This is a genomic window from Halonotius terrestris (genome assembly GCF_006861665.1).
Taxonomy (GTDB): domain Archaea; phylum Halobacteriota; class Halobacteria; order Halobacteriales; family Haloferacaceae; genus Halonotius; species Halonotius terrestris.
The window spans coordinates 1-12319 of sequence record NZ_RKLU01000009.1 but is presented as its reverse complement, the minus strand read 5'-3'; the positions used below and the strand labels follow the sequence as shown (position 1 = coordinate 12319).

At 58.3% G+C, this 12319-nt stretch carries 14 protein-coding genes and 1 tRNA gene; 11 read left to right on the top strand and 4 right to left on the bottom strand.

Translation table 11 applies throughout. From position 1 onward, the window contains the following. The first annotated feature begins 43 nt into the window (after window positions 1–43). From EGH24_RS13225 to EGH24_RS13195, 6 genes are all read left to right on the top strand, one after another. Window positions 44–1468: a cytochrome ubiquinol oxidase subunit I gene (locus EGH24_RS13225; RefSeq protein WP_142980615.1), complete on the top strand. Its 1425-nt coding sequence runs from the start codon at window positions 44–46 to the stop codon at window positions 1466–1468. Beyond that, window positions 1461–2462, top strand: coding sequence for a cytochrome d ubiquinol oxidase subunit II (gene cydB / locus EGH24_RS13220; protein WP_142980614.1), 1002 nt, complete (start codon window positions 1461–1463; stop codon window positions 2460–2462). The genes EGH24_RS13225 and cydB overlap by 8 nt, the downstream gene beginning before the upstream one ends. A 393-nt stretch (window positions 2463–2855) precedes the next feature. Beyond that, window positions 2856–2930, top strand: a tRNA-Glu gene (locus EGH24_RS13210). 40 nt (window positions 2931–2970) lie between these two features. Further along, entirely contained in the window at window positions 2971–3390 is a 420-nt protein-coding gene (locus tag EGH24_RS13205) for a hypothetical protein (RefSeq protein ID WP_142980612.1), read from the top strand. Window positions 3391–3924: 534 nt separating this feature from the next. Next, entirely contained in the window at window positions 3925–4728 is an 804-nt protein-coding gene (locus EGH24_RS13200) for a hypothetical protein (protein WP_221886753.1), read from the top strand. A 46-nt stretch (window positions 4729–4774) separates the two neighbouring features. Next, window positions 4775–4957 carry a hypothetical protein gene (locus EGH24_RS13195; protein ID WP_185903333.1) on the top strand — a complete coding sequence of 61 codons (183 nt, stop codon included), beginning with the start codon at window positions 4775–4777 and terminating at the stop codon, window positions 4955–4957. A 63-nt stretch (window positions 4958–5020) separates the two neighbouring features. On the opposite strand, the gene EGH24_RS13190 is transcribed toward EGH24_RS13195, so the two are convergent. Further along, the gene (locus tag EGH24_RS13190) at window positions 5021–7396 is read right to left on the bottom strand and encodes a heavy metal translocating P-type ATPase (RefSeq protein WP_142980609.1); all 2376 of its coding nucleotides are present in this window, start codon (window positions 7394–7396) and stop codon (window positions 5021–5023) included. 362 nt (window positions 7397–7758) lie between these two features. Between EGH24_RS13190 and EGH24_RS13185 the strand changes: the two genes are divergently transcribed. Further along, a complete protein-coding gene (locus EGH24_RS13185) occupies window positions 7759–8052 on the top strand; it encodes a PadR family transcriptional regulator (RefSeq protein ID WP_092893800.1) in 294 nt (97 codons plus the stop codon). Between the two features lie 118 nt (window positions 8053–8170). On the opposite strand, the gene EGH24_RS13180 is transcribed toward EGH24_RS13185, so the two are convergent. Next, window positions 8171–8560, bottom strand: a complete 390-nt coding sequence (locus tag EGH24_RS13180) for an SHOCT domain-containing protein (protein ID WP_092893799.1) — start codon at window positions 8558–8560, stop codon at window positions 8171–8173. A gap of 30 nt (window positions 8561–8590) precedes the next feature. Then, window positions 8591–9151: a DoxX family protein gene (locus tag EGH24_RS13175; RefSeq protein ID WP_142980608.1), complete on the bottom strand. Its 561-nt coding sequence runs from the start codon at window positions 9149–9151 to the stop codon at window positions 8591–8593. Window positions 9152–9262: 111 nt separating this feature from the next. Between EGH24_RS13175 and EGH24_RS13170 the strand changes: the two genes are divergently transcribed. Continuing rightward, complete coding sequence (locus EGH24_RS13170) at window positions 9263–9613, top strand: ArsR/SmtB family transcription factor (protein ID WP_142980607.1); 351 nt, start codon at window positions 9263–9265, stop codon at window positions 9611–9613. A 3-nt stretch (window positions 9614–9616) separates the two neighbouring features. After that, window positions 9617–9892, top strand: coding sequence for a DUF7521 family protein (locus EGH24_RS13165; RefSeq protein WP_142980606.1), 276 nt, complete (start codon window positions 9617–9619; stop codon window positions 9890–9892). Between the two features lie 55 nt (window positions 9893–9947). Here the strand turns inward: EGH24_RS13165 and EGH24_RS13160 are convergent, their stop codons facing one another. Further along, a complete protein-coding gene (locus tag EGH24_RS13160; RefSeq protein ID WP_119712797.1) occupies window positions 9948–10631 on the bottom strand; it encodes an NAD(P)-dependent oxidoreductase in 684 nt (227 codons plus the stop codon). Window positions 10632–10967: 336 nt separating this feature from the next. On the opposite strand from EGH24_RS13160, the gene EGH24_RS13155 reads away from it, so the two are divergent. Then, the gene (locus EGH24_RS13155; RefSeq protein WP_119712796.1) at window positions 10968–11243 is read left to right on the top strand and encodes a hypothetical protein; all 276 of its coding nucleotides are present in this window, start codon (window positions 10968–10970) and stop codon (window positions 11241–11243) included. A gap of 133 nt (window positions 11244–11376) precedes the next feature. Then, the gene (locus EGH24_RS13150) at window positions 11377–12309 is read left to right on the top strand and encodes an alpha/beta fold hydrolase (protein WP_142980605.1); all 933 of its coding nucleotides are present in this window, start codon (window positions 11377–11379) and stop codon (window positions 12307–12309) included. Window positions 12310–12319: the final 10 nt, after the last annotated feature.

Here is a 12319-nt window from a genome sequence, read left to right as displayed (position 1 = left end):
GCCACCGTTCAGACCAATAGCTACCTCTGTCGAGGTGAGCCCGATGGTTGATCCCGTTCTTGCGAGCCGACTCCAGTTTGCGCTCACCACGATCGTTCACATCATCTTCCCAGTGATGAGTATGGGACTTGCACCGTTTCTCATCTATTTTACATGGAAAGAGATTCGTACAGAACAGCCAGTGTACGAACAGTTACGTCGGTTCTGGACGCGCATCTTTGCGGTCAGCTTCGTCGTTGGCACAGTGACCGGACTCGTCCTCGAGTTCGAATTCGGAACGAACTTCGCCGCGTTCTCGACTACCGCCGGGGAGCTGTTTGGCGGCCCGCTCGCGCTCGAAGGGATGATGGCGTTCATGCTGGAGGCGACGTTCCTCGGCATCTTCGTCTTCGGCCGTGACCGCGTCTCGGACCGCCTCTACTTCCTCTCGAGTATCGCGGTCGGGCTCGGGACGTGGCTCTCGGCCGTGTGGATCCTTATCGCGAACTCCTGGATGCAGACGCCTCGGGGCTTCGAGATCGTCGTCGAGAACGGCCAGCGAGTCGTAAAACTCACCGATCCGCTCGCGGCCTACCTCAACCCGAGATTCCCCTATATGTTCGTCCACATGCAGAACGCCGCAGTCGAGTCGGTGGCGCTCTTCATGGCCGGCGTCGCGGCCTACTACGTGTTCCGGCACCACGTCTGGGGCTACCCAATTGAACACATCAATGTCTGGGAGAAGACGCTCAAAATCGCGCTCGTTGTTCTCCTCATCACGGCTCCACTACAGGTAATTCAGGGCGATGAGTATGCCCGCCACGTCTCTGAAACCCAACCCCAGAAATTCGCCGCGATGGAAGCCGTCTGGGAAACAGACTCCTACGTCCCCGAGTATATTGTCGCGTTCCCCACGGACGTCAACGACCTGCTGAACCCACGCACGAAAGAGCTATTTGGCATCGGCATCCCGGGGGGAGCATCCTGGCTCGCGAGTGGCGGAAACCCACAGGCGACAATACGTGGCCTCGAATCCTTCTCGACGAAAGCCCCACCAGTGGCGATCGTCTTCTGGGCGTTCCGAATCATGGTTGCGCTCGGCTTCTGGTTCATCCTGTTGGCCGTCTGGGGTGCCTATCGATGGTGGCGTGGGGAACTCTTCGAGGACGACCTATTACACAAGGCTTTGATGGCCTCATCTCTCTTAGGGTTCCTCGCCGTGGAAGTCGGCTGGATCGTTACCGAGGTCGGGCGACAACCATGGGTCATTCAAGGAGTGATGAAAACAAGTGCTGGCGTTTCCTCCGATTTAACAGGTGCAGAAGCAACGTTCACGCTCATCGGCTTCGCCACCGGGTACGCCCTGTTGTTGAGCCTCTACACGTACGTCGTCAGTCGCATCATCAGAGAAGGGCCACCATCCTACAATGAACTCAGACTGAGTGACCGCGCCCCTCCATCGAAAACGGAGGTGACATCTAGTGACTAGCGTCGGATCGCTGGCCACGAAGCCGCTATTCGGATTACCACTCGCCGAGCTCTGGTTCGCGCTGCTGTTCTTCATATTCGGGATGTTTCTCTTTCTCGACGGGTTCGACTTCGGCGTGGGCGTCCTGTTTGCGACCCGTGACGACCACGAGAAAGAACAGCTGTTGGCGGCTGTTGGGCCGTTCTGGGACGGGAACGAGGTCTGGCTCGTCGTCTTTGGTGGAGCACTATTCGCGGCGTTTCCGTCCGTCTACGCGAACCTCTTCAGCCGGTACTATCTGTTGATGTTCGCGATTCTCGCCGCACTCGGGCTCCGAGGGCTCGCTCCCGAGATGTACGAGGAGCGCGAAAATGACCGTTGGCGGACACTCTGGGGCTACTCGTTCGTCATCGGGAGTACCGTGACGCCGTTTCTGCTAGGGCTGTTCGTGATGAACTGGCTGCTCGGGGCGACCAGCCTGATCACCCCAGTGGGGGTCCTCGGTGGTCTCACAGTCCTCACCCTCACGATCGTCGACGGGGCGGCATTCCTCGGGCTGAAAACCCGCGGCGCGCTGCGAGGCGAAATGCGGACCTACGGTATTCGAGCCGCCGTGGGTTATCTTGGTGGAGCAATCATCACTCTCGGAGCGATATACGTGACCGAACCAGGGCTGCGCTCCTCTTTCCGATCCCCCACCGTCGTTGCACTTATAATTCTCACTGCAACTCTGACGGGAATCTACGTCGTCGCGCTCCGCAAACGTCGGTACTACGCCGCGTTCGCGGCGACAGTCGCGCTCGTCTTCGGATTCGTAGGGCTCGTTGCGACCCTACTGTTCCCCGTCGTCGATCGAACGGCTGGACTCACCATCCGAGATGCGATCATCTCGACGCTTCCGCTCAATCTCATGTCGATCATGGCGAGCGTGCTGCTGCCGATTGTGCTCATATACTTTATCGTGCTCTATTCAGCGTTCAGTGGTCCCGTCGATACTGAGGGAACGTACGGATGAGACGCATAATCAGGCAACAGCGTGTCGTTGAATTGTGAGGATAGAATCCAATGAGAAATCAACATCAGTTCGTGAAGATGGTGACCTGAGACGATGGTATCAATACAATCCAGTTCGGAACCCCGATTGCTGTCTCGTATCGTAGTGACGTGGGTTGAGCTTACGGTTGTCGGGTTCGGAGGAGGTGCGATTGGCACATCGATTGGTGGCCCGCCAGGATTGATTATTTATTTTGTCACAACACTCGTCTCGGTTGGAATTCTCTTCTACAACGTGAATGAGCTCATCAAACAATGGGTGATCGATACTACAGATTCCACGTAGGCGCCTGAGTATATCGAACCGTTTGATGAAGTGGTCAGGCTTAACAGGAGTGACCAGCGAGTTCAAGATGCTCCGTTGGTGTAGCTCGGCCAATCATCTCGGCATCTCTCGTCGAGGACCGGGGTTCAAATCCTCGACGGAGCATCCCTGATCCGTTCCACTGCTCTACTCATAACTATCACAGATGGCCACCGCACAACAAGAGACCGAAGAACACATTTTGACCCGCTATCTCTCTGTAGAAATCGGTACACTCACTAGCCCGTGTCTGTTTGTTCTTGCCGCCGCCACGGTCGTATATAGCTGGCCACCAGCTGTACTCGGATGGTTTGTATCCGGCTTACTCGGACTTCTTGTCGCAGTAGCTTCCGGCCGGACGTCAGCGGTCAAGCTCAGTCTCATCAAGTGGCCCCGACCTGAGTCGAAAGGCGATTTAGCGGTGAATGCGATCGCATACAACGGCGTTTTGATTATTGGAACCGTACTTGGACAGATTGTGTGGACGGCATCGAATAGTCTCCCACTCGCTGCAGGGGTTGGGGCCGTTCTTCCGGTCTGGTTCCTCAAGCACATACAGTTCCTCGTGTTTCTGGACGGCGAGTGAATTCACCGTGTTGGTCATACTTTCGGAGGAGGGTATTTCCACACCCTGAGGATACAAGACAGGCAAATCCGGGATATCAGAGATAAATCAGTCAGGTAGAAGTGGCTCCCTATCCAAGGTCGAATAATGTCACCGGAAGAGCGCCAACAACGGGGGGAATCCTCCCGTGGACAGGCCTCTCGAATTGGGTCTGTTCGGCCACTCTCTGTACTTCTCGCCGCGATTGGTACGCTCACTCAGGTTCCAGTCGCGTCCGCCCACGGTACAACCGGAAGTGGTGGACTCTCGCAAGGACACGGTGTAATTATTGCACTCGTTGGTGCCGTTATCCTCGGTGGATTCATCCTTCTCAAGCGGACAGATCGGATTACGGCGACAACCGCTCTGTACGGCGTGTTCGCCGGTATCGCTATCACTGCGCTTGGAGCCGTACTCTTCGAAGGACTCTCTCCCGATCCGACGTACACTGCGAACTCAATGCCGTTTCCCCGGTCGTGGTATCAACCACTTGCCCTACTGAGTGGCTTGGGCATCATGGTCGCGAGCTTCGTCGTTGGGTGGCTCCGCTGGCCATCCCGGCCACGGTACACGTTCCTTGGTATCCTCATGGGACTGTGGATCTCGTACCCTTACTTGCTTCCTGGACTGGCAAGCGATACCCATCCACTCGGGTACGCCATCGTCCTCGGCACGCCACTCCTGGTCGGGTATGTCGTCTGGAAGGACGCAGGGAGTGTCATTCGCGCAGTTATGCGTGATCCGGTTGCGCGTCGCTTCGGCATCGGCGTCGGCATCGTGTTAGCGCTCTTTTTCGTTACCGTGACGGGCTACCTCTCGTTTTTCCCCGAGGAGGGCTTCCCCGAGGAGGTGACGGTCGTCGTGCTGCCCGCGATCTATCAGCTGGTGTCGTGGCCCACGCTCGAAATCGCGATTCCGCACCTCCCGTACGTACATATCCCGTTCTTCCTGGCCGTGTCCCCCGGCCAGGTCATCATCGTCGGGCTGCTGAGCGCACTCATCGGGCTGAACGCCGCTCTCATCGCCCGGCACTGGCGTGTTGAGGAACGGGCTGGTATGACCGAAGGAACCGCGGGAAGTGCTGCAATCGTCGGGACGTGTACCTGTGGGTGCTGTGGGCCACTCGTCGCGAAGATCGCGGTGCTTGCTGCCGGGCCATCGATTGCCGCCCCTCTCTACTGGGTGTTCGTCGATTCCGCTTCGCCGCTCAGTGCGGTATTCATTGTCGGGAGCTTCATCCTCTTCACCGGGAGTCTACTCTACTCGGTCCAAGCAGCCCGACAGCCCGATCAATCGGCCGCCATCATCCCAGCCGACTGAAATGAGAGATCTACCGTGAGAACACGGTTGACGGATGTCTCAAGATATGGAGAGCAAACATCGACGCTACGGATTGTTTGGACTGGCAGCGGTACTGATCGTTGTCGGTACCCTTGCGACCGGCTTCCTGCCGTCGACGCCGTTCTACCAGATTCTCTCTGGAGGCATCATCGTAGCAGGCTTTGTAGTCGGGTACGCGGGCCTCGGTGCCTTCGAGTTCCTCGAATGAAGCAATAGGGGCCGTCTTCATCCGGTTACAGTAGGTATCTGCCGCTTCGTAGGATTTGATCCGCTACTCGTGAAGCAGGTCTCGAAACGAGTTCGCCGCGAGGAGACCGCCGGTCGCCACGACCGCACCCATCGCGAACACCGGATTCAGCAACCCCGTCGCTGCGAGGGGCATCGTGACCAGATTATAGAGCAGCGCTAGCCCGTTGTTCTGTGTGACACGCCGACGAGCTGCATCTGCGAGATCGAACGTCGTCTCCACCGCCGCGAGGTCGTCATCGACGATAGAAATATCCGCGGCATCGGATGCGAGTGCCGTCCCCCCACCGAGCGAGATTCCCAGGTCTGCGGTCGCTAGGGCCGGCGCATCGTTCGTTCCATCACCGACCATCGTAACCTGTCCCCGGGACTGCAACCGCCGAATCGTCGCGGTCTTGCCTGCGGGTGGGACCCCCGCGAACACGTGATCGACGGCAGGGTGGCTGTCGAGAAAGTCAGTGGCGGCCTCGTCATCGCCGGTCAGAACGACGATCTCGATATCACGATCACTCAGTTGCGTGAGTGTGTCATCCCAACTCGGGCGTGGTTCGTCTCCCACGACGATGACGCCCTCTGCATGACCGTCACGGCCGACGACGACCGGTAGCTGACCGGCCGTTCGTGCCCCTGTGGCCCGCGTCGCGATCTGCTCGCTCACCGACCACCCCAGGTCCGCGAAGAGATCGAGATTCCCGACGAGAACGCGCGTGTCCGCGACGACTCCTTCGACGCCGGTCGCGTGGCTCGTGAATTCAGTGATGTCCGCTGCGTGCTCGTGATCACTTCCATCGGTAACACCCCCATCGGCTCTCGATCGGTCGCCGTCCTGACTCCCTTTTCCTAATGTATTCACGATCGCGGCGGCCGCCGGGTGGGATGCTCGCTGTTCGAGGGCCGCGACGGTTTCGAGGAGATCCGACGGTGCATCCGCCTCGAGGACATCCATCTGGCCGGTCGTGAGAGTCCCCGTTTTGTCGAAGACGACGACATCGACGTTCCGAAGGCGCTCGAAGACGGTCTCGTCGAAGATGACGATGCCCCGCTCTACCGCTTGTTCGATACTGGTTGCCACCGAGAGCGGGGTTGCCAGGCCAAGTGCCCACGGACACCCAACCAGGAGAACTCCCAGCGCCGTCAGGACGGCGACGGGAATGCCAGTCCCCACCAGAAGCGACCCCAATCCAGTGAGTACCGCCCCACCGACGACGACCGGGATGATAACCGACGCGAGCCGGTCGGCCTGCCGCTGGACGCCGTGCTCCCCGCTCTGGAGATTCCAGACCGAGGTGATGAGGCGATCGATACTACTGGTTGTCCCATCGCTCACTGTGAGAACAGCAGCACCATTTGTGACGACTGCCCCGCCGACGACGTCGTCGCCCGCTCGCTTCGATACCGGGAGCGACTCGCCCGTCACGATCGCTTCGTCGACCGTGCACTCACCCTCAGCGAGAACTCCATCGACCGGGATTCGTTCGCCCTCGCGGACGAGGACACGCTCCCCGGGTTCCAGATCGTGTACGTCGACCATCGTTGTCATCCTATCGGCGCCATACCGCCTGGCCTCGGTGACGTGAGAGATAGTGAGATTCGTCAGGCGATCCATCGCTCGCTGTTTGCTCAGGGATTCGTAGAAGATAGCAGCCACCACACTCGCGGCAACCAGAATCGTGAGGTCGTAGAAAACATCGATCCGACCGAGGAGAAAGGCAATCGTACTGTACACGTAGGCACTCACGATGGTAAGTGCGACGAGCAGGTCTGTGTTCGGCTGTCGCATCTTCAGACTAACATACGCACCTTGTAACAGTGGGAGGCCAGTGAATAACAGAACCACCCCTGTCAAAACGAGAAAGAGTGGCAGGATCAACAGGCCATCTCCACCGCCGAGTCCGGACGCACTCGCGTACATATCGAGCGTCCCATCGCCAAAGAATGACGAGAGCTGCGCCGGGTAGAGGAGAACCGCATACGGGAGGAGCATGAACGTCCCAAAAATGACGCCAACAGCGTAACGGAATCCCAGCACCTCGTCAATCCCTCGTTCATTCGGCTCGTCAGATCGCCGTGACTGTCCGATTACAGTCGGTGAGCCATCATTCCCTCCAGCACGAAGGGTAGCCGAATAACCGAGCGTACTCAGGGCATCACAGAGAGTCTCCTTTGAGGCACGATCAGGGTCGTATGTGATACGGACCGTCTCGGTAACGTAGCTTGCTGCCGCATCGACGACGCCTTTGCAATCCTTGGCGGCCGATTCGAGAAATCCCTCACACGTCGCACAGTGCATCCCGTCGACTCGGAGGAAGACACGGTCCTCAGCTCCTAATCGATGCATGGCTGCCTCGCGCTCGTCCGTTCCAGACTCAGGCTTGCGCATGATATCGTCCGTCGGAGCCATCCGACTGTGATCTCCATCGCTACCGAGCACTCGATGGACGTTTCGACATCCATCACAGCAGAAGACGATGTCGTCCTCAGCCACGACTCGATCCTCGGAGACAGCCCTACTACAAAGCGCGCATGTGGAAGATAGTGATTGAGACGAAGACACAATTGATTACCACCAGCTGACAGCGAGCCGAGCACAGCCACGGAGCCGCAAGGGCGACCTCGGCCGAAGTGTCATTACCGGTGATACAGATGCCTCGATATTAAACGCTGTTCGGTGACGAGTATACGAGTAGATACCCTTGGTCCGAATCTCCGCCTTTGAGCACCAGAGAGAACATATGCCACCCCTCAAAAATAGGGAGCACACGGATGCACGATCTAACCGGGTTCCAGCGGGATATCTTGTACGTGATCGCCGGGCTTGAGGAACCACACGGGCTCGCAGTAAAGGCCGAACTCGACGACTACTACGAACAGGAGATCAACCACGGCCGGCTCTATCCGAATCTGGACACGCTCGTCGAGAAAGGCCTCGTCGAGAAAGGTGAGAAGGACCGCCGGACGAACGTCTATACGCTCACGCGCCGCGGCCGCCGTGAAATCGAAGCTCGCCGTGAGTGGGAGCATCAGTACATCGAGATTGGAGAGTCTGCGCCTGCGTAGGTTCTCTCGTACAGATCAGCTACTCCAATGTCCATGAATTATCTGAAAATCCGCGATGGGTGTGATTTCCATCTCGGAGGATGTCGGTAGTAGCTCTCCTCTTCGGTAGCGACGTATGTTAGCGATTCGCCGCGAGGCGGCCACGGCGGCGTTCGAATTCTTCGTCGTCGATCTCACCGCGGGCGTACTGCTCACGGAGAGTCACGAGGGCTCTATCCTCGGCGGGTCCGTCAGCCTGAGATCGGGTAGCCAGCCAATAGACGAGATAGATGGGTAGACCAATGATGAGGGCCATCCAGAGGATGCCGAACAGCATCATGCCCCATCCCCATAGCCCCCAGCCGGTCATGTGGCCGTCGTCCCACATTCCGTAGTGCCAGTCCCACATCACCGCGTCCGGGACGGCTGCGTGCGTCAGGGCCATACCCCCGATAACCGCGACCGTCAGCGCACCGACGACGATCAGTCCGAGGGAACGAGTACCGCGTGGTTGAATTGAGTTTGTCATGTATATTTCTCCTGAAATGATTCGGCGTGGTTAGCCGAGGATGTACTCGAGGACGGGGTAGCGCTCGACGAGCGCCTCGNCGCNGACCTCGTACTGTTCGATNTNCNNGTCGAGCCCGAGGATGCGGCCNGCNCCGAACGCCGCNACCGCGAGGAACACGAGCATGTACGCGAAGTCNCCGTTGATGANGCCGTGNNCGANGNNCCAGTTCCCGAAGTAGAACATGANCATCATGAGCGCGCCGAAGAACGCCGCGAGGCGGACGACNGCGCCGACGAGCAGTCCGAGACCGATGAACAGCTCGCCCCACGGGACAGCTACGTTCGCGAACTCGACGAACCAAGGGGTCGAACCCATCCACGCGAACATTCCCGCGAGGGGGTTGCCGTTGGTCGCCGCGACGTTCGAGAGGTAGCCACCCGCCGCGAATTCGCCAGTGATCTTCGTGAACCCGGAGTACGCGAACGCATACCCCATCATGAGGCGGAGTGCGAGCACGAACCACGCGCTGAGGCTGTGGACGCGGCCACCGACGGTCAGGCCACCGACCTTGCTCTCAAGTTGGTTAACGCCAGAGGGAATCGTAGACATTGTTACTTCACCGAGTGAGAGTACGCAGGGAGAGACGATATACCGGTGAGCCAGTGTTCTGAGTCAGAAAACCGGGCGGCTATTTTACCCCACTAGGACGAGTATGCGAGTGTGACTGAGGAGTTGAGCCCACCAGCCATCTTTGCCACACTCGACGACGAGTACGCTCGCGATATTCTCGTGGCGACGAACACGGACCGACTCTCTGCAAAAGAGCTCAGCGAGGAATGCGATATGTCACGCCCAACCGCCTCTCGTCGCGTCAACACACTCGTCGAGCAAGGACTTCTCGAAGAGTACACGCACGTCGATCCCGCTGGTCGGCACTATCAGGAGTATGAGGCACGTCTCGAACGTATCGAAGTCCTCCTCCAAGACGAGGGGTTTGACATCCAGATCGATGTCCGGCCGGATCCCGCGGACCGGATCACCTCCATCTTTGAAAACATGCGGGGAGACTGATTCATGGAACACACATTATTCGTCATCGCCAAGTTGTTCATGACCGCGTTGGCTCTGGTCATCGCGTACCAAGCCTATCGCGGCTACCAACGCCACGGAACACAGCTGATGCTCTACGTCGCCCTTGGGTTCGCACTAATTGGCCTCGGTGGACTCCTCGAAGGAGTTCTATTCGAACTGCTCCAGGTAACAATCTTCCAGGCAGGTCTCGTGGCTGCTCTAGCCGCGGCAGCGGGCATGCTTTCTATCCTGTACGCGCTCTATGCGCCGAACCCCTGAATTCCCGATTCAGCAAAGTATCTTGGAATCGTGAATTAGTGAGACGGTTATTCACTCATCCTCGTAGACGTTGCGCGACAGCCGTGACTTGGTCCCAGAGGAATTCGGCGTCAACGCTCTGGTTCGTCGTTACGACTGGCACGTCACGGAGATAGGAGTCCGTCTGAAGGATCTCAAGGAGGAAGTCCGCAACGTCAGCGCGTGAAATCGGACCAGCCGTGGCGTCGATGTCGACGCCGTGTTCGTACTCCCCGGTTTTGGGTCCATCTGTAAGACCGCCGGGGCGGACGATCGTCCAGTCGAGACCGCTCCCAGCGACGAGTTCCTCCTGTCTGGCTTTGTCGGCCATCAGGTCATAGAGCACCGTCACGTTCGCAAGGCGGACGTACCACGGAACCTGCTGGACGCTCGATCCTAACCCCATCGATGTCAGGACGACCAGGCGTTCGATCCCCCGTTCCTGCATTGCATCGATAATGTTCGCGGTCCCGCGAGAGACCACGTCGGAGGGATTGTCCGACGTTCGACCGAGAAGACAGATGACCGCATCTGATCCGTTTACGGTGGCTTCGACCGCGTCCGGATCGAGTACATCCCCCTCCACGGCGGTGACTGCCTGGTTCGGTGGGAGTTTTGCAGGGCTTCGAGTGAGCGCGCGAATCGAGTGATTCACTTCGGTCGCTTGTGCCGTCAGTTCACGTCCGGTCCCGCCTGTCGCACCGAAGAGTGCCAGTTCCATATGGTCACCTACGTTTTCATGTTGGTTGTCGTTCCCCTCGTTTCAGTCGATTACGCTTACAATTCTAAAGGACGACCGAGCGTTCGCTCTGGACGCTCGATTACCAGAGAACTCCGAAATTTGATTCGACAGGTTGGGGTCATCGTCACTACAGCCACGGATCGCTTTCACATTCTAACGAGAGGTGTTCTGTCATGCCAGTATCGAAACCACAATCGTAGTGAAATAGGCGACCGTAGCCGGTGCTACAAGTATGACAGACATGCTGGGTTTGTTCGCTGGTGAAACCGCCCCTGAGGAGCGACCAGCTCATGACTCGATAGGAGAGGCGGAACCATGAGCGAGGAAATCTCCGCCAACCGGGCAGGACTCATATTCGGTGCCATCTTCGCAGCGTCGCACGCTGCATGGATCGGATTCGTCGTCTCGGGCGTCTCTGAAACAGCGGTCGCCACTGTCGCCCGGACCAACTTCGTCGAGTACGAGGACACGGTCGATTTCGACCTCTCTCTGGCTGGTGCCGGCCTCATGATCGCGTTAGTTGCAGGATATCTTATGGGCGGGTTGTTCGCCCTGCTCTGGAATCGGCATGAGATCCACGATGACGGGTAACCCGGTCATCCAGACAATCGCCCTCAACCGATAACTGTCAAGGATGGTTAGTGTCCACCGAAACGATCCTCGGAGCAGGCTCTCAGATGGATCGTCTATTCGGTACCACCGCAGGGGGTATCTCTAACTCAGTATGGCGTCACCATCTTTTCCACCGGGATACGTCCGGTTCGACGACGTTTCCGAAACGCTTCCTGAACCGACACCCGTTCCGGTGTCGGAATCAGTTGAACTGGAGACGCTTCACCTCCCCGGGCCGGACCCGGCGATCGTGTTCGTCCACGGTGGTCTCGGGTCGCTTTGGAACCCGTATCCACAACTAGACGCGTTCGAGGGGACCCACGAGTTGGTCACGTATGCGCTCGCCGGCAACGGAAACTCGACCATGCGGCAGGAGCAGTCCCTCTCCGGGCATGTAGCTGACCTCCTGAATCTCCTTGATGAACTCGGTATCACGAATCCGATCATCCACGGCCACAGTTACGGTACCGCCCTCGCTATCGAGTACGCGAAGCGCCATCCCACAGCCGGGCTCGTGTTACACGCAGGGGGCGATCATGATCTCACCCCCGCGTGGGAGAAACCGCTTTTGCGACTATTTCTGGCACTCCGACTCTATAAGATACCCGCGAACGACGCGCTCATTCGGCAGTTAGCCTACAGCGTCGGCTTCCACGAGGAGACGCCATCGGTCGTGGTTGAGGACTTCCTGCAATCGAACCCGCTTCCCCACCGTCGCTCGGCGTGGACGACTGTCACCGAGGCCTTCTGGGGGTACGACGGTCGCCCCGATATTGAGCGAGTCGATGCTCCGACACTCGTCATTCACGGGCCGTCCGACGGCATCGTCCCCATCGAAGTCGCACGTGGGACTGCAAGACGGATTCCCGAGAGTGTGTTCTGCAGGCTACAGCGTACCGGTCACGTCGCAATGATAGAGCGCCCGAATGCGTATAACAGTCTGCTTGAAGCACTCATCAAGACGGTTCGAGAGGACCGGGATTTGGAAATGACGGTTCGAGAATCGGTCGACGAAAACGGTAGCGAAGTATCCGAAGTTCGCTAAGGAATCANGA

Coding starts and splice junctions, on each gene's coding strand:
- EGH24_RS13225 (WP_142980615.1), top strand. CDS start 44: ATGGTTGATCCCGTTCTTGCGAGCCGACTCCAGTTTGCGCTCACCACG.
- EGH24_RS13205 (WP_142980612.1), top strand. CDS start 2,971: ATGGCCACCGCACAACAAGAGACCGAAGAACACATTTTGACCCGCTAT.
- EGH24_RS13200 (WP_221886753.1), top strand. CDS start 3,925: ATGGTCGCGAGCTTCGTCGTTGGGTGGCTCCGCTGGCCATCCCGGCCA.
- EGH24_RS13195 (WP_185903333.1), top strand. CDS start 4,775: ATGGAGAGCAAACATCGACGCTACGGATTGTTTGGACTGGCAGCGGTA.
- EGH24_RS13190 (WP_142980609.1), bottom strand. CDS start 7,396: ATGGCTCCGACGGACGATATCATGCGCAAGCCTGAGTCTGGAACGGAC.
- EGH24_RS13185 (WP_092893800.1), top strand. CDS start 7,759: ATGCACGATCTAACCGGGTTCCAGCGGGATATCTTGTACGTGATCGCC.
- EGH24_RS13180 (WP_092893799.1), bottom strand. CDS start 8,560: ATGACAAACTCAATTCAACCACGCGGTACTCGTTCCCTCGGACTGATC.
- EGH24_RS13165 (WP_142980606.1), top strand. CDS start 9,617: ATGGAACACACATTATTCGTCATCGCCAAGTTGTTCATGACCGCGTTG.
- EGH24_RS13160 (WP_119712797.1), bottom strand. CDS start 10,631: ATGGAACTGGCACTCTTCGGTGCGACAGGCGGGACCGGACGTGAACTG.
- EGH24_RS13155 (WP_119712796.1), top strand. CDS start 10,968: ATGAGCGAGGAAATCTCCGCCAACCGGGCAGGACTCATATTCGGTGCC.
- EGH24_RS13150 (WP_142980605.1), top strand. CDS start 11,377: ATGGCGTCACCATCTTTTCCACCGGGATACGTCCGGTTCGACGACGTT.